The sequence below is a fragment of the Erythrobacter rubeus genome (assembly GCF_014705715.1).
In the GTDB taxonomy this organism is placed as follows: Bacteria; Pseudomonadota; Alphaproteobacteria; order Sphingomonadales; family Sphingomonadaceae; genus Erythrobacter; species Erythrobacter rubeus.
Genome location: NZ_JACXLC010000001.1, coordinates 1,743,106 through 1,763,936 on the forward strand (window position 1 = coordinate 1,743,106; position 20,831 = coordinate 1,763,936).

21 protein-coding genes and 1 pseudogene are annotated in these 20,831 nt (G+C 59.4%); 17 read left to right on the plus strand and 5 right to left on the minus strand.

Features of this window, described 5'->3' with window-relative positions; translation table 11 throughout:
• The first annotated feature begins 58 nt into the window (after positions 1-58).
• Genes IB285_RS08640 through IB285_RS08650 form a run of 3 tightly spaced genes read left to right on the plus strand, consistent with a single transcriptional unit; the run spans position 59 to position 1,923 of the window.
• Positions 59-898: an oxygenase MpaB family protein gene (locus tag IB285_RS08640; RefSeq protein ID WP_190787790.1), complete on the plus strand. Its 840-nt coding sequence runs from the start codon at positions 59-61 to the stop codon at positions 896-898.
• Between the two features lie 31 nt (positions 899-929).
• Positions 930-1,283 carry a DUF1428 domain-containing protein gene (locus tag IB285_RS08645; RefSeq protein ID WP_190787791.1) on the plus strand — a complete coding sequence of 118 codons (354 nt, stop codon included), beginning with the start codon at positions 930-932 and terminating at the stop codon, positions 1,281-1,283.
• A gap of 10 nt (positions 1,284-1,293) precedes the next feature.
• The gene (locus IB285_RS08650; RefSeq protein WP_190787792.1) at positions 1,294-1,923 is read left to right on the plus strand and encodes a glutathione S-transferase family protein; all 630 of its coding nucleotides are present in this window, start codon (positions 1,294-1,296) and stop codon (positions 1,921-1,923) included.
• Here IB285_RS08650 and IB285_RS08655 read toward each other — a convergent pair.
• On the minus strand, positions 1,920-2,513 hold the full coding sequence (locus IB285_RS08655) for a DnaJ domain-containing protein (RefSeq protein WP_190787793.1): 594 nt from the start codon (positions 2,511-2,513) through the stop codon (positions 1,920-1,922). The genes IB285_RS08650 and IB285_RS08655 overlap by 4 nt on opposite strands.
• Before the next feature lie 69 nt (positions 2,514-2,582).
• Here IB285_RS08655 and IB285_RS08660 point away from each other — a divergent pair, with 69 nt between their 5' ends.
• Genes IB285_RS08660 through IB285_RS08680 form a run of 5 tightly spaced genes read left to right on the plus strand, consistent with a single transcriptional unit; the run spans position 2,583 to position 5,911 of the window.
• Positions 2,583-2,852 carry a BolA family protein gene (locus tag IB285_RS08660; RefSeq protein ID WP_190787794.1) on the plus strand — a complete coding sequence of 90 codons (270 nt, stop codon included), beginning with the start codon at positions 2,583-2,585 and terminating at the stop codon, positions 2,850-2,852.
• A complete protein-coding gene (locus IB285_RS08665; RefSeq protein WP_190787795.1) occupies positions 2,852-3,307 on the plus strand; it encodes an NUDIX hydrolase in 456 nt (151 codons plus the stop codon). Before IB285_RS08660 ends, IB285_RS08665 begins: the two co-directional genes overlap by 1 nt.
• A complete protein-coding gene (locus tag IB285_RS08670) occupies positions 3,304-4,185 on the plus strand; it encodes a pirin family protein (protein WP_190787796.1) in 882 nt (293 codons plus the stop codon). Before IB285_RS08665 ends, IB285_RS08670 begins: the two co-directional genes overlap by 4 nt.
• Positions 4,186-4,205: 20 nt before the next feature.
• On the plus strand, positions 4,206-5,018 hold the full coding sequence (locus IB285_RS08675; protein ID WP_190787797.1) for an SDR family NAD(P)-dependent oxidoreductase: 813 nt from the start codon (positions 4,206-4,208) through the stop codon (positions 5,016-5,018).
• A gap of 5 nt (positions 5,019-5,023) precedes the next feature.
• Positions 5,024-5,911, plus strand: a complete 888-nt coding sequence (locus IB285_RS08680) for an alpha/beta fold hydrolase (RefSeq protein ID WP_190787798.1) — start codon at positions 5,024-5,026, stop codon at positions 5,909-5,911.
• A gap of 2 nt (positions 5,912-5,913) precedes the next feature.
• Here IB285_RS08680 and IB285_RS08685 read toward each other — a convergent pair whose 3' ends face one another.
• Both IB285_RS08685 and IB285_RS08690 read right to left on the minus strand, forming a co-directional pair.
• On the minus strand, positions 5,914-6,366 hold the full coding sequence (locus IB285_RS08685; protein WP_234033099.1) for a hypothetical protein: 453 nt from the start codon (positions 6,364-6,366) through the stop codon (positions 5,914-5,916).
• Positions 6,367-6,403: 37 nt separating this feature from the next.
• Positions 6,404-7,489, minus strand: coding sequence for a DUF2332 domain-containing protein (locus IB285_RS08690; protein ID WP_234033100.1), 1,086 nt, complete (start codon positions 7,487-7,489; stop codon positions 6,404-6,406).
• A gap of 54 nt (positions 7,490-7,543) precedes the next feature.
• Between IB285_RS08690 and hisG the strand changes: the two genes are divergently transcribed.
• From hisG to IB285_RS08730, 7 genes and pseudogenes are all read left to right on the plus strand, one after another.
• Positions 7,544-8,230: an ATP phosphoribosyltransferase gene (gene hisG / locus IB285_RS08695; protein WP_190787800.1), complete on the plus strand. Its 687-nt coding sequence runs from the start codon at positions 7,544-7,546 to the stop codon at positions 8,228-8,230.
• The gene (hisD, locus tag IB285_RS08700) at positions 8,230-9,522 is read left to right on the plus strand and encodes a histidinol dehydrogenase (protein WP_190787801.1); all 1,293 of its coding nucleotides are present in this window, start codon (positions 8,230-8,232) and stop codon (positions 9,520-9,522) included. The genes hisG and hisD overlap by 1 nt, the downstream gene beginning before the upstream one ends.
• Positions 9,519-9,986: a transcription antitermination factor NusB gene (gene nusB / locus IB285_RS08705; RefSeq protein WP_190787802.1), complete on the plus strand. Its 468-nt coding sequence runs from the start codon at positions 9,519-9,521 to the stop codon at positions 9,984-9,986. The genes hisD and nusB overlap by 4 nt, the downstream gene beginning before the upstream one ends.
• Positions 9,987-10,026: 40 nt before the next feature.
• Positions 10,027-10,884 carry a thiamine-phosphate kinase gene (gene thiL / locus IB285_RS08710; RefSeq protein WP_190787803.1) on the plus strand — a complete coding sequence of 286 codons (858 nt, stop codon included), beginning with the start codon at positions 10,027-10,029 and terminating at the stop codon, positions 10,882-10,884.
• Between the two features lie 185 nt (positions 10,885-11,069).
• The gene (locus IB285_RS08715) at positions 11,070-13,187 is read left to right on the plus strand and encodes a sodium-translocating pyrophosphatase (protein WP_190787804.1); all 2,118 of its coding nucleotides are present in this window, start codon (positions 11,070-11,072) and stop codon (positions 13,185-13,187) included.
• A gap of 875 nt (positions 13,188-14,062) precedes the next feature.
• Positions 14,063-15,409: pseudogene (locus IB285_RS15195) on the plus strand (alpha/beta hydrolase family protein).
• Between the two features lie 116 nt (positions 15,410-15,525).
• A complete protein-coding gene (locus IB285_RS08730; protein WP_190787806.1) occupies positions 15,526-16,461 on the plus strand; it encodes an acyl-CoA thioesterase in 936 nt (311 codons plus the stop codon).
• An 11-nt stretch (positions 16,462-16,472) separates the two neighbouring features.
• Here IB285_RS08730 and IB285_RS08735 read toward each other — a convergent pair whose 3' ends face one another.
• A complete protein-coding gene (locus IB285_RS08735) occupies positions 16,473-17,291 on the minus strand; it encodes a universal stress protein (protein ID WP_190787807.1) in 819 nt (272 codons plus the stop codon).
• Between the two features lie 143 nt (positions 17,292-17,434).
• On the opposite strand from IB285_RS08735, the gene IB285_RS08740 reads away from it, so the two are divergent.
• Both IB285_RS08740 and IB285_RS08745 read left to right on the plus strand, forming a co-directional pair.
• Positions 17,435-18,940, plus strand: coding sequence for a carotenoid oxygenase family protein (locus IB285_RS08740; RefSeq protein ID WP_190787808.1), 1,506 nt, complete (start codon positions 17,435-17,437; stop codon positions 18,938-18,940).
• Positions 18,941-19,034: 94 nt separating this feature from the next.
• On the plus strand, positions 19,035-19,649 hold the full coding sequence (locus IB285_RS08745; protein ID WP_190789053.1) for a superoxide dismutase: 615 nt from the start codon (positions 19,035-19,037) through the stop codon (positions 19,647-19,649).
• 85 nt (positions 19,650-19,734) lie between these two features.
• Here the strand turns inward: IB285_RS08745 and IB285_RS08750 are convergent, their stop codons facing one another.
• On the minus strand, positions 19,735-20,814 hold the full coding sequence (locus IB285_RS08750) for a fatty acid desaturase (protein WP_190787809.1): 1,080 nt from the start codon (positions 20,812-20,814) through the stop codon (positions 19,735-19,737).
• Positions 20,815-20,831 lie beyond the last annotated feature (17 nt).

Genomic DNA, 20,831 nt, shown 5'->3' on the forward strand with positions numbered 1-20,831 from the left:
GGCGGAATAAAGGGCCCGCGCGCTCGAAAAATGCGATCATTGTGATTACATTGGCGAAATGGCCGACCCGATTGAAACTCTGCGCTTAAAGCTCGTCGAGCAGGTGCGCGGCGTTTTCAACGACACTTCGCAAGGTCAAAAGCCGGTTCCGCCTTCCGATGATGCGCTGTTCGAACGCGACACCCCTATCCGCATGGTCCATGCTGATCTCGTCGGCATGATGACGGGCGGCATTCGCGGGCTGCTTCTCCAAATGCTTCATCCGCACGCGCTTCAGGGGGTGCTCGATCATTCCAACTTCCGCGAGGACATGCACGGCCGCTTGCGCCGGACAGCCAAATTCATCGCGGTGACGACTTTCGGCCACCGTGACGAAGCGATGAAGGCGATCGAGCGGGTAAACCGCATCCATGCGAAAGTGGGCGGCACGCTGCCGGATGGCACGCCCTATAATGCCAGCAATCCGCGCACTCTAGCGTGGGTGCATGTCGTCGAAGCGCAGAGCTTTCTTGCAGGATATGTCAGACACGTGCGCCCCGACATGCCTTACGCCGACCGCGATGAGTATTACCGCCAGTTTGCTGTCATCGCCCGCGCGCTTGGCGCCGATCCAGTGCCGGAAACGCAGAACGAGGCAGACGCCATCTTCCGGGAGCTCCGCAGCGATTTACGCGCTTCGCCAGAGGCGCGCGAAGTGGCTCAGCTGGTCCTCAGCCAGCGCCCGAAAGGCACCCCGCCCGCATTGCAGACGATGATCGGGGCCGAAGCGGTGGCGATGCTGCCCGAATGGGCGCGCGCAATGCTGCGCTTGAGACGTCCGATGATGACCGCCCTGCCCGCCCGCGCAGCGACATGGGGCGTGGGCCGGACATTGCGCTGGGCGTTTCGTCAGAATTGAGGCATTATGCATCTCCGGGAGGAGACCGATCATGCATATTCAAGGCTTCGTTATTCCGCTGCTGCCGGGCAAAGAAGACGCCTATATCGACATGGCGCGACAGGCTGGCGAAATGTTCCAGAGATATGGGGCGCTTGAGATCGTCGAGATAATCGAAGACGATCTTCCCGAAGGCTCGCATACCGATTTTCGGAAGGCAGTGAAGGCCGAGGAAGGCGAGAAAATAGTCTTCTCGTGGGTCGTTTGGCCGGACAAGGAAACCTGTGAAAGCGCGGCGAAGGCAATGGAGGAGAGTGGAGAAATGGAACCGCCTGATGAGATGCCGTTCGCTGGCAAGCGGCTCATCTATGGCAGCTTCAAACCGATCTATACGCTGGGCAGATAGGACGCTGACGATGGCGGAATTCACTTTCTACACTGTGGCGATGAGCCGCGGTCAGATTTCGCGCTGGGCACTGCACGAAGCAGGCGCAGACTATGATCAGGTCGTCTTCGAATTTGCCTCTCGGCCTGACAACTTCACCAAGATCAATCCGATGAACAAGGTGCCCGCTCTGGTCCATCACCATGGTGGCCACGATCTCGTCATCACCGAAGCGGCGGCGATCAATCACTATCTCGCCGAAACGCATCCCGATAAAGGCTTGCTTCCCGACGCACACGAGAAGGCAGCCTACTTTCGCTGGCTCTTTTTCGCCGCCGGTCCGCTCGAACAAGCGGTGGTTGCGCAGGCGATGGACTGGAAGGTACCGAAAGAGCGGACCGGCATGGCGGGATTCGGCAGCCTCGAACTTGCGCTGTCGGCGATGGAGGACTGGCTTTCTGGCAACGATTTCGTGGCGGGGAAGCGCTTCACCATGGCCGACACCTATGTAGGCAGTCAGTTCGTGTGGGGCCTGCGGTTCGGTTCGATCCCTGAAACGCCTGCGTTCAAGGCCTATGTCGAGCGCGTGACCGATCGCCCAACTTATTCGGAAGCCAACGCAATCGACGCCAAGCTGATCGAGGACAGCGCCACAGGTTAGGCGATGGCAGCGCTCTTCCTCAGCAGTTGATACGCCTCTACGACTTTGTTCAGGCGCACTTCGTATTGGCGATCCCCACCGTTGCGGTCGGGATGATACCGGCGAACAAGCTCGGAATAGCGCCGACGCAGCCGCCGCCGGTCTGTGTTGCTGCCAAGACCCATCGTTTCCAGAGCCTGGGCCTCGTCTTTCGAAAAACGCCCGTCCATGGCCATTCGGGCTTCGCGCTCGGCGCGGCTGCGAATGCCGCTCGCGCGCGCCGCAATCGCATTGAGCGGATCGTCGAAATCGGCCCAACGCGGCATACCGTCCACCGCTGCCTTGGGCGAAAACGCCGCACTTTCGGTGCGCCATCCGCTGGCAGGGGACTGGGCTGAGAGAATTTCCTCTGCAGTCATACCTTCGAACCAGTCGTAGCCTGCATTGAATTCGCGGATATGGTCGAGGCAAAACCAGCGCCATTCGCCCGGTCCATCAAAACCGTTGGGACGATATCCCGGCGCACGAAATTCACCAGCGTTGCGGCATGTCGGATGCTCGCAGACGCGGTCTTCGGTTTCGTGACGGCCGTGGAACTTTGCAGAACGCATAAGGGTTGAGAATGGTGACTTGCGCACCAGATTCCAACCATCACGTGATTGCAAAAGGGACAATCGGGAATGAGCGGAACAATCGCCGAGGAAATGCGGGAGCGGCTGACAGAAGCTTTCACGCCGTCGAAACTCGACATCATCAACGACAGCGCCAGCCACGCAGGACACTCCGGCGATGACGGGTCGGGCGAATCGCATTTCACGATTCTGATCGAGGCGGATGCGTTTACGCCGATGAACCGGCTCGCCCGTCAGCGCGCGGTGATTGCCGCCCTCGGCGATATCGTCGGCGAGCGGGTCCACGCGGTCGCGATCAAGGCAAGTGCGCCGGCCTGATGGCCGATCTCAATCCCGCAAAGCGCCTGCGCCGATCGGCGAGGATCATCGTGCTCGATCCGGAAGACCGGGCTCTGATGTTCCGTTTCGACGTGCCCGATCGCCCGCCTTTCTGGGTGACCACTGGCGGCGAATGTGAGGCGGGCGAAAGCTTCGAGGACGCGGCGACGCGCGAGCTCTTCGAGGAGACGGGCATTGTAACGGATCCCGGTCGGCAGATCGCCCGAACCACACCGGAATTCGTCACAGTCGAAGGCGAACCTGTGCAAGGTGACGAGCGCTACTTTCTCGTGCGCGCCAAAGAGGCCGCAATCGACACTTCGCATCATACCGAGCTCGAACAAAGGTTGATGACACAGCATCGCTGGTTCACCCTCGCCGAACTTTCCGATTGGCACGAGGCGCTTTTTCCTGAAAACCTTGCGGAACTCATTGAGAGGGAGCTCGCAGGATGATCACCGAAACAATCACGCCGACCACTCACGATCTGGGCCAGTTCGAGGTTCGGCGTGTGCTCCCGTCAAGACAGCGCACAATGGTAGGTCCATTTATCTTCGTTGACGAATTCGGCCCCGGTCAGCTCGATATCGGAACCGGCATGGACGTGCGCCCGCATCCGCATATCAATCTTGCGACTGTCACTTGGCTGTTTCAGGGCGCGATCGATCACCGCGACAGCATCGGATCATTCTCGACGATCAGGCCCGGCACGGTGAACCTCATGACCGCTGGGCGGGGCATCGTGCATTCTGAGCGTTCACCGCAGGAAGAGAAAGCCAGGGGACCGATGCTTTACGGCACGCAGACATGGCTCGCTCTGCCCGACGGACGGGAAGAGATCGATCCGGCTTTCGAGGCGGTTAAGGATCTGCCGATGATCGAAGACAAAGCCGCAAAGGCGTGGGTGATCATGGGCAATCTGTGGGGTGAAAGCGCGGCAACCACGACCTATGCCGACACGATCTATGCCGAAATCCTGCTCGGACCAGGCGGCACAATACCGATCGAAGCAAACGCCGATGAACGCGCGGTGATCCTCGTCGGGGGCGAAGCCGAAATCGACGGGGTATCGCTTGGCTCATTCGAGCTGGCGGTGCTCGCACCGGGAGCCGAAATGACACTTTCCAGCCGCGATGGCGCGCGCGTCATGCTGCTCGGCGGGGAAGCCTTCAACACCAAGCGCCACGTGTTCTGGAACTTCGTCAGCTCCGACCGGGAGCGCATACAGCAGGCGAAAGAAGACTGGCGCGAAGGCCGGTTCCCAAAGGTCCCGGGCGACGACGAAGAATTTATCCCCTTGCCGGAAGTGCCCAAGACGGTCAGCTATCCCTGAAATCGGTTTGGGAGAGAGCAATGGATTATGCTGGCAAGGTCGTCTGGATCACAGGCGCGTCATCGGGAATAGGTGCAGCGCTGGCGAGGGATGCGGCGGCACGCAGCGCGCATATCGTTTTGTCCGGGCGGAATCGAGAGCGCCTCGATAAGGTCGCGGCGGAATGCGGCGAAACGCTCGTTCTTCCCTTCGATGTGCGCGATGACGACGCGCTTGCGGCCGCGACGGCGGATGCAATCGCGTGGAAAGGCGGGGTCGATGTCGCGTTTGCCAATGCAGGCGTGTCGCAGCGCAGCCGGGCACTGAACACCGATATGCAGGTCTACCGCGACATCATCGATATCGACCTGACAGCACAGATAGCCTTTTCCCAGGGCCTGATCGGCCACATGGTCGAGCGCGGCTCGGGTGCCCTCGCCTTCATCTCCTCCATTGCCGGAAAAGTCGGCGTGCCGATGCGCACGGCCTACAGCGCGGTGAAATTCGGGCTGGCGGGCTATGGCGATGCGCTGCGGGCAGAGCTTTCGCAAACTGGCGTCGGCGTGCATGTGATCTACCCCGGCTCCGTCGCGACCGACGTTGCGCGCAACGCGATGGTCGGCGACGGCAGCAAGCGCGGGCGAAGCGACAGGGTGATCGACGAAGGTATCCCCGCCCCCGATGCGGCCAAGGCAATGCTGGACGGGATCGCAGCGGGCGAGCGAGAAATCATCGTCGCACAGGGAGCCGAAGCCGGTATGGGTGAACTGCGCCGCACACCCGACGAGCTGTTCGATCAGGTCGCGGCGATGGTCGCCAGCGGTTACATGGAAAAGATGGAAAGCGAGGGCTGACGGCAATGGAGCAGAAGCGTGTCGAGCTTGCCAACGGGATACATCTCGATGTGGTAGACGAAGGACCGGTCGACGCGCCCGTTCTCATCTTCCTTCACGGTTTTCCCGAAAGCCATCGCACTTGGCGGCACCAGATCGCGCATTTTAAGGACTGGTTCCGCTGTATCGCGCCCGATCAGCGCGGCTACCGCGGATCTTCGAAGCCGCAGGATGTCGATGCCTACACGCCGGACAAGCTGATCGGCGATATCTTTTTGCTCGCCGACGCGCTCTCGATCCCGAAATTCACGATCGTCGGCCACGATTGGGGCGGCGCGATCGCCTGGGGCGTGGCGCTAGGCGGTCAGCACATGCGAGTAGAGCGCGCGGTTATCGCGAACGCGCCGCACCCGGCAATCTTCCAGACACTCCTCTACACGAACCCTGTCCAGCGCGAGGCGAGCCAATACATCCGCGGATTCCGCGATCCTGCGAACGATCCCTTGGTAAAGGATCAGGGGCTGACCGGACTGATGCTGCAAGAGGTCAAGTGGGATCGCCCCAGCGCAATGGAGCCGGAGGAGCGGGCGGCCTTGCTCCGCGATTGGCAGAACCGGGATGCGGCGTTCGGAATGCTCAACTATTACCGCGCAAGCCCGATGACTGTCCCGACCATGGATGAGCCGTTTGAGGTACCGGCGGACTACACCCCACCACAGCTTCCCAAGCTAACCATACCGACGCTGGTGATTTGGGCGCTCGACGACCTCGCTCTGCCGCCCGAAAACCTTCAAGGGCTGGAGGACCTCGTCGAGCCGTTAACGATCGAGCGCGTGCCCGATTGCGGGCACTTCGTACCATGGGAAGCGCCTGAGAAAGTCAACAGCGCGATGGAGGCCTTTCTCGCGAGCTAGTGTCAGCCGAGGGCGCGCAGAATCCCGAATTCCCGTCGTATGGCAGCGACGGTTTTAGACCGGTAAGCCCGATTGCCAGCCCATTTCCATTTCTTGCGAAGCTTTCGAGACTTCCATGCGATGCGAAAATAGTCGGGAAACGCTCGAAAGTACGTCTTCGTGATCGGCCACCATCCGATATCTTCGATCAGCTCCTTTTCTTCGGGAAGATCGAAGAAAGCCTTGATATCGCCGATTGAAATGTCCGTCCCAAACAGCGTCCAGCCATCTGCCTGGGCCTCTTGTCGCATGCTCGTATCGAGCCCGAAAAGGACGTGGATGATGTCGTGCCTTTCGAAGTGTTCTTGCGCTGTCTTCCGCATATCGCGATACTTGGTGTTTAAACCATTGTCTTCGCGAAATTGATGAAGAGCGTCCTCTAAGGTCAGGTCGGAATAAAGAAGCGGTTCGGCCATTGCGACGCTATATCAAATCAAGTTTCAAATTGCAACCTTAATGCCCGTCCAGCCACTCCACCCACGCGCCATGCGGATGGGCATGGCTGAGGAGTACGGGCTCGCCGCTATGTTCAGCACCGGTCCATAGACGCACTGTCAATTCATGGCGAAACGTCTTGGGGTCAGTCTCAAGCGAGACCCAGGCCAGCGGTCGATCTTTGCTCGCCTCCTTTCCTGTCTCCTCGAACCGCGCACTGATTGCGGCCTGCGTTTCGGCGGGCATGTATTGCCACATGATCGAGTGAAACATCGCGCGGGTCGTGCCGGCTGCCTGCGGTCGCGCGAGCATTTGGGCAACAAAATCTCCAGCATCCTGTTTGACGAGATCAGGCGGGTTTGCCTTCGCCAGTTCGATCGCCGCATCGATCCGCGCCATGCGGCCCGGCGCGTCCGGCCAGACATAACTTCTGAGCTTTAGAGCACTTGCGGGATCACTGAGATCGATCGGAGCCAGGTCGCAACCTTTTACGGAAACAATTCTGAAATCGCCCGGCGGCGGCGGCGGGGCCCCTTCGCCTCGCCATTCAGGACAAACCCGCATCGGCGAACCTGGTGGTCCGACTTCGGTTCCGCCCAGGTTGAAACGATAGCGTTCAAGCATGGTCAGGACGCCCGCGCTGGCACCCAGTTCGAACAGATCGAATTGCGGCGCCGCGCGCTGCGCAATCCAGAGCAGGCTGCTCATTATGCTTGCTGCGCGTCCCGCTTCATTGGTCTGCGGCGGTCCATCGAGCCAAGGCAGCAGCTGGGTGTCGTATGTTTCGACCAGCTCGCACACCAATGCGTCGATCTGTCCCTGATCGGTGATTTGCCCTGAATAAACACGCGCCAAGCGTTCATCTTCGCCAGACAACAGAAGGTGATGCAACCCGCCAGCCATCCGCAGAGGCATGGCATCCTTTAGCGTAAGCCCCTCCCAACCGGCGATGCGCCTGCCGGTTGCCGTGTTTCCCTCTCTGACCTTGGCCAGCGCGCGAATGACGCGTGCCGTACAAGGGGCGTTGTTTTTCTCCGCATGGGCGGCCTGCCATTCGAGCGCTTCGGCGAACTCTTCGATCGCCATGATCTTCGCGTCACTCATAGTGCCCCCTTTTGATTGCTCTTTCATCCTCGAATGCCTATTTGCCGCCGCGCAATGACCGGTGAACAAGCAAACGACACATTCGGGCAGCTGACCTTCGCTGTCCCCAAGGGGCGCATTCTCGATGAGGCGCTGCCGGTGATGGCGCGTGCCGGCGTGGTGCCCGAGGATGGCTTTCACGACAAGTCCAACCGCTCGCTTTCCTTCGACACCGACCGCAGCGATATGCGCCTGATCCGTGTGCGTGCTTTCGACGTCGCGACCTTTGTCGCTCACGGAGCAGCCCAGATTGGCATAGTGGGCTCAGACGTGATCGAGGAGTTCGATTACGCAGACCTTTATGCTCCGGTCGATCTCGATATCGGCCATTGCCGCCTATCGGTCGCGCGATTGGAGAGCGATGCCGAGGATCGCGCAGGGGTCAGCCACCTGCGTGTTGCCACGAAGTATCCGAACCTCACGCGCAAGCATTTCGAGAAGGCAGGCATTCAGGCCGAGTGCGTGAAGCTCAACGGCGCGATGGAACTTGCGCCTTCGCTTGGGCTGGCCCGGCAGATCGTCGATCTTGTCTCGACCGGGCGAACGCTCAAACAGAACGGCTTGGTTGAAACCAGCCGCATTATCGACATCTCCGCGCGCCTGATCGTCAATCGGGCAGCGCTCAAGCAGGATCCGAGGGTGGCGGATCTGGTTGCAGCCTTCCGCGCCGATGCGCAGGCTCGAACCGAAAAGGCAGCCTGATGCAGACCCTCTCCACACTTGATCCCGACTTTCAGAAGAAATTCACTCGTCTGGTCAATGCTCGCCGCGAAACGGACGAGGATGTTGCCGGGCGCGTGTCCGCCATTCTGACAGCTGTCAAATCTCGCGGCGATCACGCCCTGGTCGAATACAGCCAGCGTTTCGACAGCTACACCCTCGCATTGGATGAGGACTGGGTCATCACGCCCGAGCGGTGCAAGGAGGCCTATGACGGCCTGGATACAGAGCTGCGGGACGCTCTCGATCTCGCGGCGAAGCGCATCCGGTCCTATCACGAAGCGCAGCTCCCATCGGATCGTGATTATACGGACGAAGCAGGCGTGCGCCTCGGTTCGATCTGGCGTCCGGTCGATGCAGCAGGTCTTTATGTGCCTGGCGGTCGGGCGGCCTATCCCTCTTCGCTGCTTATGAACGCGATACCCGCGCGCGTGGCAGGGGTGGAGCGGCTTGTAGTCGTCACGCCGACACCGCGCGGGGACAGCAATCCAACCGTTCTGGCCGCCGCGCATATAGCCGGGATCGATGAAATCTGGCGCGTCGGCGGGGCGCACGCGCTTGGTGCCCTCGCCTACGGGACAGAGCGGATAAAGCCAGTCGATGTGATCACCGGCCCCGGCAATGCTTATGTCGCCGAGGCAAAGCGGCAGCTTTACGGCGTTGTCGGGATCGACATGGTGGCGGGGCCATCCGAAATTCTGGTGATCGCAGATGGCGAGAACGATCCGGACTGGATCGCCGCAGACCTGCTTAGCCAGGCGGAGCATGATCCAACGTCGCAATCGATCCTCATCACGGACGACGCTGGTTTCGGTTCGCTCGTCGCCGATTGCGTAAGGTTGCAATTGAACCAGCTTTCGACTGCAAAGACTGCGCAAGAAAGTTGGGAGGCCAATGGCGCGGTGATCGTCGTGAACGATCTCGAATCGGAAGCGCCTGCCCTCGCCAACCGGCTTGCAGCCGAGCATGTCGAGCTTGCCATCGACAATCCCGAGGCCATGCTTCCACTCATCAAACATGCTGGCAGCGTCTTCCTCGGCCGGATGACGCCCGAGGCGATCGGCGATTATGTCGCCGGGCCCAACCACGTACTGCCAACCGGTCGGCGCGCTCGTTTTTCGAGCGGCCTGTCTGTGCTCGATTTCATGAAGCGGACCAGTTTTCTCGGACTCGACGACGCGTCCTTCGCGGCAATTGGTCCTGCAGCCGCTACCCTCGCGCATGCGGAAGGCCTGCCAGCACATGCCAGATCGGTGGAGCTTCGAAGCAAATGAATACAACCGCCCGATCGACAGCGCGCTCGACCGCTCGTCTTGCTGCGGTGCAGGCGCTTTATCAGCAGCAAATGGAAAAAACACCGCTCGCCAAGCTGCTTGACGAATTCCACCAGCACCGGCTGGGCCGGGAAGTCGATGACGAAGAACATGAGGGCGAAGTTTTCGCCGATGCCGAGGTGGAGTTTTTCGACGATCTCGTTCGCGGGGTCGATGCCCGGCGCGATGAGATCGATGCATTGCTGACCGACAAGCTCGCGGCGGGCTGGACGCTCGCTCGGCTGGACAAAACCATGCTGCAGGTGCTGCGCGGGGGCGCATATGAGCTGCTTGCCCGTGCCGACGTGCCAACGGCCACAGCGATCAGCGAATATGTCGACGTAGCAAAGGCGTTTTTCGACGACCGCGAGGCGAAGTTCGTGAACGGGATTCTCGATGCGGTGGCGAAGGATGCGCGCCGCTGATTTTCTAGCTACGGACCGCCATGCTAGAGCTGCTGCGATGATGACCGAAGCCGAATTTCTGGCGGCGCTGCGTACGCTACCGCTACATCCCGGAGCGCGCGATCTCAGGGATGACTGCGCGCTGATCGAGATTGGCGGTGAGACGCTTGTCCTCAATCACGACGTGATGGCGGAGGACACTCACTTCCGCCGTAATGCCGACCTTGCCGACGTCGCGTGGAAGCTTGTCGCCCTCAATCTATCGGATTTAGCATCTAAAGGTGCGAGGCCGGTCGGTGTGCTGCTGGGCCACGCGCTTGGCGGGAACGATCAGCGCTTTATCGAAGGTCTGCGAGCCGCGCTCACCACCTACGGCGTTCCTCTGATGGGCGGGGACACCATTGCGTCAACCGGGGCGAGCACCTTCAGCCTTACCGCGATTGGGCGAGCGACCAGCACGCCGGTCCCTTCCCGCAGCGGCGCAAAGCCCGGTCAGAGCATCTTCGTCACAGGCTCCATTGGACGCGCAATGCTCGGCTTCGAAGGTTCTGCGGAGCATCGCCTTGCGTTTGAGCGGCCGGAACCGCGGATCGAGGAAGGAATTGCGCTCGCGCCCATAGTGGGCGGGATGATGGACATATCGGACGGCCTGCTACTCGATGCCTTCAGAATGGCCGAAGCAAGCGGCACGACCTTCTCGATCGAAAGCTTGGCCGTCCCGGTCGCCGATCGCGATCGTGCACTCGACTGCATGCGCTGGGGAGATGATTACGAGCTGCTCTTCACCCTCCCGTCCGGCTGCGATCCCCCGGTAAAGGCGGCCGTGATCGGCCAGGTGGTAGAGCGCGGAGACGCTCCGCTGATCCTCGACAAAGAGGCCTTAGCAGAGCCCGACGAGCTGGGGTATCAGCACGGCTAGGCCTGTCAGGGCGCTTATTTCCTCCCAAAACTGGTGAAACGGGCCAGGTCGTCCGTCTTTGAGGCTTGTCAGCTTGAAGCTAGCCCGTATGACTGTGCGTCCTTGCGCCGCCTAATCATAAAGCGGGATCTTTTAATCAGGCGCATTTCCCAAACATATTTCCGCGTCACGAGAGGGGATAATTCGTGGACCTAATACTCATATCTATCGGGCTGGGACTGCTCGCCGTGATCTACGGCATCGTCACTAGCCGCCAGGTTCTCGGCGCTGATGCCGGGAACGCAAAAATGCAGGAAATCGCCGGAGCGGTTCAGGAAGGCGCTCAGGCCTATCTCAACCGTCAATACACGACGATCGGCATCGTCGGTGTAGTCGCTGCGGTGCTTGTCGGGGTCTTCCTCGGCGTAGTTCCAGCGGTCGGCTTCATCGTCGGCGCTGTGCTGTCAGGCGTGGCGGGCTATATCGGGATGAACATCTCGGTCCGCTCGAACGTGCGTACCGCCGCTGCGGCTGAAAAAGGCCTCCAAAACGGTCTCACCATTGCATTCCGCGCAGGCGCCATAACCGGCCTTCTGGTTGCCGGTCTGGCTCTGCTGGCAATCGCCGTCTTCTTCTACGTCCTGATCGGTCCGATGGCGCAGGCAGTGAACAGCCGCACTGTGATTGACGGTCTTGTCGGCCTCGCATTTGGCGCATCGCTCATTTCGATCTTCGCGCGTCTTGGCGGCGGTATCTTCACCAAGGCTGCTGACGTGGGCGCAGACCTTGTCGGTAAAGTCGAAGCGTCCATTCCGGAGGATGACCCCCGCAACCCGGCGACCATCGCCGATAACGTGGGCGACAACGTTGGCGATTGTGCTGGCATGGCGGCTGACCTCTTCGAGACCTATGTCGTCACCGTCGGTGCGACGATGGTTCTGATGGCGCTGCTGCTTACCAATATCGGTGATTTGCTGCTGCCATTGATGGCGCTTCCGCTTCTGATCGGCGGCGCATGTATCGTTACCTCGATCATCGGCACGTATTTCGTGCGTCTCGGCAATGGCACCAATGTCATGGGCGCGATGTACAAAGGCTTCATCGTGACCGCCGTGCTGGCGATCCCGCTGATCTGGTTCGCGACCGCCTATGCGCTCGGAACCGTTGGTGCAGACATGAACACGGTCCTCAACCCTGGACTCGGCATGGTCGAGTTCACGGGGCGTGACCTGTTCTACTGCTCGCTTATAGGCCTTGCGCTGACAGGCATCATCATCTGGATCACCGAATACTACACCGGCACGAACTTCCGTCCGGTGAAGTCGATCGCCAAGGCATCGGAAACGGGCCACGGCACAAATGTGATCCAGGGTCTGGCGATCAGCCTTGAATCGACCGCCCTGCCGACCATCGTCATCATCGCAGCCATCATCGGCGCGTACCAGCTGGCTGGTCTGCTCGGCCTCGCCTTCGGTGCGACCGCGATGCTTGCGCTCGCAGGCATGGTTGTCGCGCTCGACGCCTACGGTCCGGTGACGGATAACGCAGGCGGCATCGCCGAGATGGCGGGTCTGGACGAGAGCGTTCGTGAAAAGACCGACCTGCTCGACGCAGTGGGCAACACCACCAAGGCCGTGACCAAGGGTTATGCCATTGGTTCAGCCGGTCTCGCAGCGCTCGTTCTGTTCGCGGCCTACACCGCTGACCTTCGTGAGTACTTCCCGACCGCTGAAGTCAATTTCAGCCTCGAGAATCCTTACGTGATCGTCGGTCTGCTGCTCGGCGCATTGCTCCCGTACCTGTTCGGTGCGATGGGCATGACCGCCGTGGGCCGCGCTGCGGGCGACGTGGTTGTCGACGTGCGTGACCAGTTCGCGAACGATCCCGGCATCATGGCGGGCACCAGCCGTCCAGACTATGCCCGCACGGTCGACCTCGTCACCAAGGCTGCGATCAAGGAGATGATCATTCCATCACTCCTGCCGGTGCTTGCACCAATCGTGACCTATTACGTGATCTACTTCATTGCAGGTCAGAACGAGGCATTCGCAGCGCTAGGCGCATTGCTCCTCGGCGTGATCGTCGGCGGCCTGTTCGTCGCGCTCTCCATGACCGCTGGCGGCGGCGCATGGGACAATGCGAAGAAGTACATTGAGGACGGCAATCACGGCGGCAAAGGTTCGGAAGCTCACAAGGCTGCCGTTACCGGTGATACCGTGGGCGATCCTTACAAGGACACCGCCGGCCCTGCCGTGAACCCGATGATCAAGATCACGAACATCGTCGCACTGCTTCTGCTGGCGGCGCTGGCCGGAACTCACTAAAAAGTCAGTCCGATTTTTCGGGAGATTCACCCCGCTCGGAGCAATCCGGGCGGGGTTTTCACTTGCAGTTCACTTCCAAAATGGCATGATCCCCTTTGGGGACTAAGAATATCTTTTGCACTTCCGGCAGCTGGCCGTCCTGTTGGGCGGCGCTGGTGGATGTCATCTGTTGCCTGGTTCCCTGGATCGTAGAGTAAACTGGGACGCCAAGATTTAGCATGACATTCAAGAACATCGTATTCGCGGGACAAGCGCGCTTGCCCTGAGCTGCAGCGCGCTTGGCGCATTCGCAGTGTTACCTGCTCCGGCCATTGCGCAGGCCCAACATGCAGACGGTACGCATCTCGCCAGACGGTAAACGCCTGGCTTATACGGCAGCCGCCAATGGCGAATCCATGTTGGTTACGCTCAATCTAGAGACTAAGGAGCTAACTCCCATCCTCCGCGCATCCGAGGCCCGCGAGAGCGGCGAGCGCACCATGAGCGGGTATCGCTGGATCGGCAACGATCACATCGTGATTACGACGATCAGCCGAGAAAATATCGAAGGACAGCTCGGCGATTTTCGCCGCCTGGTGGCTTGCAATGTCCATAGCGGAGAGCTTGTGCAGCAAGCGTGGGACAAGGCAGGCGGGGATGCCGGCTTCATCAAACATATCGACCACGACACCGGAACTTATCTGCTGCAGCGTGATGCAATCCAGGAATCACTGTCGCGCTACGGTTTTCCAGAAGTCGTCAAAGTAGATGTGGCGACGGGCAAATACTCGATGGTTCAACGGACCAATCCGGAAGTCCGTGACTGGGGCGTCGACAGCAATGGAGAAGTACGCTCCGGCTCTCGATTCGATGGCGATAGCGGCAAAGTCCGCGTTATGTTTAAAGCCGAGGGCGATCGTAATCTGAAGACCGCTTACAATCAGGCGGATGAAACATGGACGTCGGGAGCGCCAGACCCCTCGATGTTCATCCTTGGCACCAATATGGTTTATACCTTGGCGAACCATCAGGGACATACTGCGGTCTACAAGATGGACATGACCACCTTGGACCTGACTGAAAAGGTGTTTTCAACCGACGGGTTCGATGTTCAGGGGATAATCCTGAATGAAGACAGGTCGAAGGTTCTCGGCTATCGAACTTTTGATGGCACGATGTGCAGGGTCTTCACCGATCCGCATCTTAAGGCTGTCAAATCGATGCTCGAGGAGGTCTTCGGCAAGGACGAAGCTGTCATCATCGATTACACAGCGGACCTGTCCAAAATCGTCGTCTATGCCGGCGGCATGACAAAGTTCGGTGGATACTTCATGTTTGAAACGCAGTCGGGTTCGCTCAATCTCCTGAATTGGGAAAAGACATCTTTGAAGGACGCGCCCGCAAACCCCATGAAAGCGGAATGGTACACCGCAAGTGACGGGACAAAGATCCAGACCATCGTTACCTATCCACGGCACCGCAAGGGCCAGGGAAATCTCCCAGTGCTCGTAATGCCCCATGGCGGTCCATTCGGTGCAATCGACAGTGCAGAAATCGGTTTCTTTCCGTGGCATCAAGCAATCGCAGAACAGGGCTATGTGGTAATCCAGCCGAACTACCGCGGTTCGGGCGGGTACGGAAAAGACTTCGTATCTCTTGGACGCAGGCCCGGCGGATACGGCAAGCGCATGTAGGACGACCTGAACGATGCAGTTACCTATTTTGCTCAAAAAGGCCTTGTCGATGCGGATCGCGCTTGTGTCATGGGCTGGTCCTATGGCGGCTATGCAGCAGCCCGCGGAGCGCAGCGCGATTCCGATCTTTGGCAGTGTGCCATCGCCGGAGCGGGCGTTTACGACATGCCTTTGATGAACAAGTGGGATGCCGAAAACCTCCGTCGCTTCAGCAGCGGATTTCAGGCAACTTCCGACGATCCAGAAGGCATTTCGCCAGCGCGCAATACCGATGGTGAATGGTCACCTATACTCATCGTAGCGGCAGAGCGTGATGCCCGTATTCCCATGGAACAGGCTGAGGTCCTAGTTCGCAATCTGAAGAAATCGGGCAAGGTCGAAGGACGCGATTTCAAGTACATCGTGCAGGAGCAGGGCACGCACAACCTGCCATACGACGATGTACACATGCAGTGGATCAACGAAGCCGTTGCGTGGCTCGACAAATACAACCCGGCATACGTGCCGTCGGACGGCGATAGCCCGCCGCCTCTTTTGAATTTGGATTAAGCGTACAATCTGACTACCAGATCGACGCGGGCGTTCCTTAGCGCCCGCGTCGATTTGCGTTTGCTGTTGGGCCCTGCCCCGACCGCAAGAGGTTTAGAAGGCGGAGACGACAGGATATGGCATCGAACGAGAGTGCAGCACCGGCGGATCTCGTGGCCGGCCTCGTCCGGCTCTTGACCGCCGAGAAGCGTGCAGCTGACATTTATGCCGGACATCCGCAGAAAGGCGGCGTCGGACGCGTGTTCGGTGGACAGGTGCTAGCGCAGGCGCTTCAGGCTGCGCAGGCTTCGATCACCGACGACAAGACCGCCCACTCGCTCCACGCCTACTTTCTGCGCGGCGGCAAGGAAGGCATTCCAATCGAATACCGGATCGAGCGGGACTTCGACGGGCGCAGCTTCTCGAACCGCCGGGTCGTGGCAGCGCAGGAGAATGAGGATGGCACCAGCACACCGATCCTCAACCTTACCGCCAGCTTTCAGGTCGCAGAAGACGGCATGGAGCACGTCGATTCCCCCATGCCAGATGTAGCGCCCCCGGAAGAGCTTAAATCCGACATGGAAATGCGCCGGATCATGGCGGACAAGATGGGCTACAAGCTTTCGGACGCACAGCGTGCGCTCATGCTGCGCCCCCGCCCGATCGAAATGCGCACGATCGACAGGCTCCACTGGATGAATTCCGAACCGCGCGAACCGCGGGCGCATACCTGGTTCAAGACCGCCGCGCCGCTTCCGGACGATCCCGACCTGCACCGCGCGATTATCACCTATGCCAGCGACTACACATTGCTCGGCACCAGCGCCCTGCCGCACGGCCTTTCATGGATGCGCGGCGAACTCGTCGGCGCGAGCCTTGATCACGCAATCTGGTTTCACAAAGAGGCCCGCGCCGATGAATGGCTGCTCTATGCGACCGATGCACCGTGGTCCGGGAGCGGGCGCGGTTTCAATCGCGGGCGAATCTTCAACCGCGCAGGCGACCTAGTTGCGAGTGTCGCGCAAGAAGGCATGATGCGCAGGCGAAAGAGCAAATCCACTAGTAGCGATTGAACCCGCGCGCTTTAATGGGCGAGGAACATCGGAAGCTGTGGATCGGTCAGGGACCTACGGGTCACACCGCCGAGTAGCATCTCAGCCAAGCGGGAATGTCCATAAGCACCCATGACCATCATCGCGCAGCCACGTTTTTCAGCTGCGGCGAACAGAGTGTCCGAAATCTTCGCCTCGCCGCGTGGTATTTCGACTATCTCGGCCTCGATCCCGTGACGGCTGAGATATTTCGCGCCTTCGGTCGCTGGGAAATCGAAGCGTTCCTTGTCGTTTTCTTCGGCCACGCTGACGAGGTGCACTTCGCTCGCAAGGGCGAGCAGCGGAACCGCTGCCCGCAGCGCAACGCATGCTTCGGATGAACCGTTCCACGCAACCATGACCGGCGCGTTGAGGTCCAGCCGTTTGGTCTCCTTCGGTACGACCATTACGGGAATGGGAGCTTTCATGACCAGGCTTCCGACCATGGCCGAGGGGCGGTGCGAACCTTCCTCGCCGACATCTCTCGGGCCGACCAGAATGAGGTCGTGCAGCGCGGATTGTTCGAGCAGTCGGTTTTCCGCCATGCCGTACATGAACTGCCATTCCCAGGCGGCGTCTTCGTTGGCGAGATCGGTCTCAATCTTTTCGCGAAGCTCTTTCGCCGCTTCCCGGATACGCGGCATGGCCGCTGCCATGGCCGATCCATAAAAATCGCCGGGGGCGAATACCTCGAAACTTACCGCCTGCAAGAAGGTAATATGTGCGCCGGTGGCCCGGGCAATGTCGAGCGCGACCTGCATCCGGGCTTCCATGCAATTATCGTCGGCAGCGTGAACAAGAATAGATTTCATGGGGCTCTCCTTTGGTGTTGGACAACACCATGCGCTTCTTGGAGCCGAGCTGCCTTGATCGAGATCAAATTTGAGTGGCGATTTATCGCAGTTCTCTTGCGCAGCCACCTGCGCTAGGATCGCGAAGTCAGGAGAGTTGCGCCATGCAGATCACGCGAGAGCCGCCAGTCAAGACAACGCTTAAGCCGTCCAATCATCCCTATCTCTCGGGACCTTGGACGCCACTGCACGAAGAGGTTGGCGTCGATCAGCTTGAAGTGATCGAAGGCGAGATTCCGGAGGATATCGACGGCATTTATCTGCGTAACACGGAAAATCCCGTGCACCAGCCGCTCGGCCGACACCACCCTTTCGATGGCGACGCGATGATCCATCAGGTCAGCATCTCGGGCGGCAAGGCTAGCTATCGCAACCGGTTCGTTCGGACACAGTGCTTTACCGAAGAGCAGATGGCGGGTGGCGCGTTGTGGGGCGGATTGATGGACGCGCCTGCTCTATCGAAACGCCCCGGCTTCGGCGCGCATGGCAGCCTCAAGGATACAGGAAGCACCGACATCGTCGTCCATGCAGGCGTGGCGTTGGCGACCTTCTACCAATGCGGAGAGGCTTGGCAGATGGACCCGGTCACTTTGGATAATCTCGGCAAGGCCCCATGGGGACCGCTAGACGGAGTTTCCGCGCATCCCAAAGTGGACGAAGCGACCGGAGAGCTGATGTTCTTCAATTATTCGAAGCACGCACCGTTCATGCATTACGGCGTAATCGATCGGGCTGGAAAGCTGGTGCATTACGTGCCGATCCCGCTACCGGGTCCGCGCCTGCCGCACGACATGGCCATCACCAAGAACTGGTCGATCCTCAATGACATGCCGCTGTTCTGGGATGAGGAATTGCTGAAGCGCGACATCCACTCAGCGCGCATTCATGACGGAGTGCCGACCCGCTTTGCTCTCATCCCGAGGCATGGCGAGCCCCAGGATATTCGCTGGTTCGAGGCCTCACCCACTTATGTGCTGCACTGGACCAACGCCTATGAAGTATCGGGCCCGGACGGCGACGAGGTCGTGCTCGAAGGGTATTATCAAGACAAACCGATGCCCGACCCGATCGAGGATGCAGGCGAATACAGCCACATGATGGCGTATGTCGACGAGCATTCCTTCCAGTCGCGGCTGCACCGCTGGCGCTTTAACCTCCGCACAGGCGAATGCCATGAGGAGCGCCTATCCGATCGCATTGTCGAATTCGGAATGATCAATCCCGATTACCTGATGCGCAAGAACCGCTTCATCTGGTCGACCACCACGCGGCCGGGATGGTTTCTCTTCAACGGCTATGTCCGGCATGACACGGAATCCGGCGAAGAGCAGGTATTCGAGCTCCCAGCCGGTATCTATGCGAGTGAAAGCCCAGTCATTCCGAAGAAAGAAGGCACGGCGGAAGACGATGCGTACCTCATCACATTCCTGATAGACGAGAATACCGGCACGTCAGAATGTGCAATCCTCGACGCCGGCGATATTGGCAAAGGACCGATCTGCCGCCTCGCCCTACCGCACAAGATATCGAGCGGCGTCCACTCGACCTGGGTCGAGCATTCGCAGCTTTCATCGGATGCTGAATTCAAGCGCGCGAATCTAGTGAGCTAATACCCTCGGCATTGCGATCAGAAGCTGAAACTTTTACCGCGCCGAGGCGTTCACCAAACAAGACTTCAACTCCGTGAATAAGAGAGGCCCGCAAATGGCGTTTAACCTGATTGATCTTCCCTATCCCGATACAGCTCTGGATCCTGCGATTTCAGCCGAGACCCTGTCATATCACTATGGCAAGCATCACCAGGCTTATATCGACAAGACCAACAGCGCGATTGAAGGCACCGCACATGCTGACAAGTCGCTCGAGGATGTAATTGGCGCGGCGCGCGATAGCGACCAGGGTCTATTCAACAACTCGGCACAAAGCTGGAACCACGCGTTTTACTGGCATTCCATGGCCGAAAGCGAAACTGCGCCGTCAGATCAGCTGAAATCGATGATCGAAAGCTCTTTCGGATCGGTCGACGGTCTCAAGGAAAAGCTCAAGGATCGCGGCGCAGGCCACTTCGCCAGCGGTTGGGTGTGGCTTGCCGAAAAGAACGGCGGTCTCGCGATCGAAGAGACCCATGACGGCGACACTCTCGCCGATCACGATGGCGTGAATCCGCTCCTCGTCATCGATCTGTGGGAACACGCATATTATCTCGATCACCAGAACAAGCGTCCGGCCTATCTCGATGCAGTTGTCGGTTCGAAGCTGAACTGGGCTTTCGCAAGCGAAAACCTGGAGCGCGGGACGACCTGGACTTACCCGAAGTAAGTCCGCGGCTTCATTGACGCCAAAAATTAAGAGCCCGGCTCATGTGCTGAGCCGGGCTTTTTTGCGCCTGGATTTGGCCGCGGCGCTAAGCGGGCAAACGAGCCGCCTCGCGAAAGCTCACCAGCTTGCGGCGGTTTTCATCCCACAAGGTCAGCAGCAGAGGCTTGATCGTCTGGCGGGTCGTAAAGCGGTTCACCTCGGTCAGCTCGGGATGTGCCTTGAGCACGTTGGGCAGCCGGTAAAACGGTATGCGACTGGCGAGATGGTGGACGTGGTGGATACCGATATTTGCGGTGAACCAGCGCAAGCCAATCGGCAACTCAAGATAGGAGCTTCCAAGAAGAGCTGCATCGTGGAACGTCCACTCTTTGGCGTGGTCCCAATGCGCATCTTCGAACTGATGCTGGATGTAGAACAGCCATACCCCTACCGAAGCAGCGGTCAGCAGGACCGGTACAAACACCAGCACCGTCGCCATCAATCCGAACTGAATGATCAGACCGATCATAATGACCGCGATCATCGCATTGGTCGCCATGGCGCTGATCCAGTAAATCGATCCCGCTTTCATGAGCCCGATAGGAAGCCTGTGGCGCAGCATGAAGAGATAGGCCGGGCCCAAACCGAGCAGGACGATCGGATGCCGGTACAGCCGATAGCCGAAGCGCCCTAGCCACGATTTCTCGCGGAATTCGCGCACCGTGAGCGTGTCGACATCACCAAATCCGCGCGCGTCGAGATTGCCCGTGCTCGCATGGTGCAGCGCGTGCGATCTGCGCCAGCAATCATACGGCGTTAGCGTCAGCACACCAATCGCGCGCCCAAGCCAGTCATTTGTCTTCCGATCTTCGAAGTAGGCACCATGGCCGCAATCGTGTTGGATGATGAACAGCCGCAAAAGAAACAGGCCAGCCAGCGGTGTGGCCAACAGCGCGAGATAATATCCGGCAGAAACGGCGCTTAGAAGAAACCCGAAAAGCGCGACGAACGGCACGATCGTGATCGCAAATTCCCACCAACTGCGCGCCGAATTGGGCGTGCGGAACTTTGCAAGATCACGCGCAAGCTTGCGCGGGTCGAGTGGTTTCGCGGCGTCAGCGGCTTCAACTGCCGCGGCGTCACTTGGTAGATTGGTCGTCACGTTTCTTCCCGAATTCGTCTTCATTTCCAACGCTAGGTAGC